Annotated in this window: 5 protein-coding genes and 1 tRNA gene; 3 read left to right on the forward strand and 3 right to left on the reverse strand. The window is 59.0% G+C overall.

All coding sequences use genetic code 11. The annotated features are described in order from the left end of the window. Together VL547_RS23590 and VL547_RS23595 are read right to left on the reverse strand one after the other, a co-directional pair. Positions 1-595 (reverse strand): LysE family translocator (locus VL547_RS23590; protein ID WP_325582676.1); only part of this gene is annotated, 595 nt, incomplete at its 3' end. Between the two features lie 10 nt (positions 596-605). Next, positions 606-1,175, reverse strand: a complete 570-nt coding sequence (locus VL547_RS23595; protein ID WP_325582678.1) for a YceI family protein — start codon at positions 1,173-1,175, stop codon at positions 606-608. A 28-nt stretch (positions 1,176-1,203) separates the two neighbouring features. Between VL547_RS23595 and VL547_RS23600 the strand changes: the two genes are divergently transcribed. From VL547_RS23600 to VL547_RS23610, 3 genes are all read left to right on the forward strand, one after another. Continuing rightward, positions 1,204-1,989, forward strand: coding sequence for a (Fe-S)-binding protein (locus VL547_RS23600; protein ID WP_325582680.1), 786 nt, complete (start codon positions 1,204-1,206; stop codon positions 1,987-1,989). Next, positions 1,986-2,492: a hypothetical protein gene (locus VL547_RS23605; protein ID WP_325582684.1), complete on the forward strand. Its 507-nt coding sequence runs from the start codon at positions 1,986-1,988 to the stop codon at positions 2,490-2,492. Before VL547_RS23600 ends, VL547_RS23605 begins: the two co-directional genes overlap by 4 nt. A gap of 68 nt (positions 2,493-2,560) precedes the next feature. Next, a tRNA-Gly gene (locus VL547_RS23610) sits at positions 2,561-2,633 on the forward strand. Positions 2,634-2,701: 68 nt separating this feature from the next. Here VL547_RS23610 and VL547_RS23615 read toward each other — a convergent pair. Then, positions 2,702-3,865 (reverse strand): DUF3863 domain-containing protein (locus tag VL547_RS23615; RefSeq protein ID WP_325582686.1); only part of this gene is annotated, 1,164 nt, incomplete at its 5' end.

The raw sequence follows: 3,865 nt of genomic DNA on the forward strand, positions 1-3,865 counted from the left end.
ACGCCGTGAGCAGGAAGATACAACCGATAAAGACGTCCAGCTTCTTCTGGTTGGCGTTGAGCTTCTGAATGATAAAATTCCCGCCCCAGATAAAAACCGCCAACCCCGCCAGGGTCCCGATCCCGCCGCCGACGGTAAAGAAGTTGAACTCGATTGCTTTGGGCAGCAGCACGCGGTTGGTCAGCAGGTAGGTGCTCCACCCGAACCAGAAGGGTATCTGCACGGGATTCAGCGCGCTCATGGTTGCCCCGAGCAGGAAGCGGTTCATCCCATTATTCAATAACACGTTTTTGTTCTGGTGCGGATGATAGGCCGCCCGGAAGGTAAAGAAGGCGAGCGCCAGCAGCATCGCCACCGTCACCCACCCCAGCCAGTAAAACAAGCGGTGGTGCTCTATCACCCAGCCCATTCCCTTGAGCGACATCCGCAGGTAGATCACCTCCACCAGTGCCACGCCCAGCGAAAATTTGATCCCCGCCCGGATATTCTCCTTGTGCGCGATCTGCATCGCCGCCACGTTGAGCGTGCCCAGGGGGAGCGTCCCCAGGAAGCTGATCAAAAATCCGACGCCGGCAACATAGAGCAAGTTGAGCATAGAGGAAGGGCTATTTATCAGGTACGGCTGATATCTTGATCGTGACTTTCGCCTGGTCCGACATGGAGATGCTCGACCCGCCGACCCCGAAGTCGCGGCGGTCGATGGTGAACGAGCCGGTAAACGTATAGCCCTCGCCGTTAGGCACGGCCTGGAACGGGAAGGAAACGGCCTTGGTCACGTTCCTGATCCGCAGGTCGCCGAATATGAAAAGGAAACCTTCCTTCGTGGAGGGCGTTATTTTGGTGGATTTGAACGTCATCGTGGGAAAGGAATCGACGTAGAAGAAGTCGTCCTTTTTGAGGTGGTTGTCCCGCATATCGATCCCCGTATTGATCGTCCGCGTATCCACCGACACCGAAAAGGCCGCCGTGGACAGGTTCCCCGGTTCGAAGTGAATAGTGCCCTTCAGACCCTTGACGGTGCCGCTCACGGTCACCCCGAAGTTTTTGATCCCGAATTCGACCGACGAGCTGTCGTCAACGGGCTTGTATTCTTGGGCGGATAAGACCAGGCAGTAAAGTAGTCCGGCCGTAAGCATCATCAGGCGCTGATACATCTGGGTTCTTTGAGCTGGCAAATTACGTAGTTTTGTGAAAAATCGGACCATGGGGATACCAACGATGGCGGAAATGCAGGCGTCGGGCACGACACCGGACGTATTGTTCTGGGTTGGTTGCGCCGGCAGCTTCGACCAGCGGGCGCAAAAGATCACCCGCGCCTTCGCCCTGATCCTTCAGAAGGCGGGTATCCGCTTTGCGATCCTGGGGTCCGAGGAAAACTGCACGGGCGACCCTGCCCGCCGCGCGGGGAACGAGTTCCTCTTCCAGATGATGGCCTACAACAACATCCAGACGCTGAACAACTATGGCGTCACCCGCATCGTCACCGCCTGTCCGCACTGCTTCAATACCCTCCGGAATGAATACCCCGCGCTGGGCGGCCACTACGAGGTGATGCACCACAGCACCTTCATCCAGGAGCTGATCGATCAGGGACGCATAAGAGTCTCCGGGGGGACTTTTATCGGCAAAAAGATCACCTACCACGATTCCTGCTACCTCGGCCGCGCCAATGACGTCTACGAGGCGCCCCGCAAGGTCCTCGAGGCCCTCGACGTCGCCCTCGTCGAGATGAAACGCTGTCGCAGCAACGGTCTTTGTTGCGGCGCCGGCGGCGCGCAGATGTTCAAGGAAGAGGAACCTGGTTCGACCCGCGTCAACTGGGAGCGCACTGCGGAGGCCCTGTCCACCGGCGCTTCGGTGATCGCGGCGGCCTGCCCGTTTTGCAATACGATGCTGACCGATGGCGTCAAGAAAAACGAAAAAGAAGAGTCCGTCGCGGTATACGACATCGCGGAGCTGGTGGCGGCCTCGTTAAACGATACTATATGAACTTTGAATTCACCCACCTGTTGCCCAACGGCTTTTCGCCCGAATCCCGGGTATGGATATACCAATCCTCCCGACCCTTTACGCTGTCCGAGGCGCTGGAGATCGAAGACATCTTAAACGGATTCACCGCCTCCTGGCAGACCCACGGCGAGCCCGTCAAAGGCTATGCCAACCTGCTGTTCGGCCAGTTTATCGTCCTGATGGCCGACACCACCGTCAGCGGTTGCAGCACCGACTCCTCCGTCCGCGTCATCAAGGACATCGAGCAACGCTTTGCCGTAAACCTCTTCGACCGCCTGGCGCTAGCCTTCGTCGTGCGTGACAAGATCCAGCTGGTGCCCATGTCCCAGCTCGATTACGCAATAAAACAGGGATTTATTAATGCGGATACGATTTATTTCAATAATATTGTGCCCTCAAAAGAGGAGATGCTGGCGCACTGGATGATCCCGGTTCGGGACAGCTGGCTCGCCAAGCGATTCCTCCCCGACCTGGTAAAATAACGTCCGACGGCGGCCCATGGTGAAAATCTCACCGCCGTTGTGCGCAAATCATTAAAGGTCAATACTTTGCGGTGGTAGCTCAGTTGGTAGAGCATTAGTTTCCCAAACTAAAGGTCGCGCGTTCGAACCGCGTTCGCCGCTCAAAGCCCCTCGCGGGGCTTTTTTCATGCCCTGTGTCGGCCCCTCAGCCTCTTACGCTCCTACGCCTCTTAGGCCCCTCGGGCCCCGCACAGCTCCCTTACCCTCCGGCAAATCCGCCCGCGGTCGTCCGCGCTGAGCGCGGCCAGCGGCACCGGCGTATCCTGCGGCCGCGTCCCCTTCTGGTTGATCTCCCCCAGCAGGCTCCAGCGGCGCGTCATGGCATCGGGTTCGCGCGCCGGCAGGTCGTACCGGGTGAAGTCGATGACCTTCTCGGAGGCGGGGTCCTTGAGCAGCGCCAGCCGGAAGTCCTTGTTCATAAACCACCGGATTTCCTTGTCCGCGTCGGAGCCGCCGATGCCGGAGCCCCGCTCGACGAAACGATAGTCGAAGTCGTTGCCGCCGTAGTGTTTTCGCCAGAGCAGGCCGAATTCTCCCTGGGTAATCAGCCGGGCATCCGGCCAGCGCTCCCGTATCGCGCTCAGCCAGTCTGTAACATCGGAGGCCGGGAAGGGCAGACAGAGCTCCCAGCAGTTGGTGACCCAGGCAAAGCCATTCAGCTTGTAGCCCGCGTCAAAGTGAAGGCCGGTGGTAAACATCATCTCCTTCAACCCGGTCTGAGGCCCGTACTTGCCGATGGTCTCGATCGGCCCTACGCCCATCCGGCTGTTGAAATGCTCCGCAAAACCATTGCGTCGCGCCGCCAGGAAGTCGCACGTCCATCCGTCCAGGTTCACGCAATCGATAAAGTCGGCCCGGCCCTGCGCCGGCTTGCAAAAATGTTCCGTCGAGGGATAGTAGGGATAGGAAACCGAGCCATCCCCGTCCTGGTTGTCGATGGCGAACTGGCTCCAAATATTCCCCTGGCAGACGTGGATGCCCTCCTTTTCCGCCAGGTAGCGCATGTTCGTCGCCGACAGGAACCCGGCGACCACGCTCTTTGGCCGGTAACCGCCGCCCATGATCTCCCCGACCCGCGCCAGCCCGTCGTGGAGGTCCTGGTTGACCTGGTCGATCGAATTATACGCGTTGGCAAAATAGGCCCCCGGTATAAAAGTCATCTCATCCCCATATTGGTGGACATACCCTTTTACCAGCTCGCGGATTTTTTCATAGTTCTCCGACGTATCGTGGAGCGCCAGCCAGCTGAACGCCCACGTCATCCGCCCCCCCGGAAAACCCGCAGCCACCGCCTCCCGGAAAGCCGCCGCCCGCTCCGGCGTATGCAACGCCCG

Source organism: Dinghuibacter sp., assembly GCF_035492835.1.
GTDB lineage: Bacteria > Bacteroidota > Bacteroidia > Chitinophagales > Chitinophagaceae > Dinghuibacter.

Bases quoted from the DNA above. Each gene is read 5' to 3' on its own strand.
- VL547_RS23600 (WP_325582680.1), top strand. From the start codon at position 1,204: ATGGGGATACCAACGATGGCGGAAATGCAGGCGTCGGGCACGACACCG.
- VL547_RS23605 (WP_325582684.1), top strand. From the start codon at position 1,986: ATGAACTTTGAATTCACCCACCTGTTGCCCAACGGCTTTTCGCCCGAA.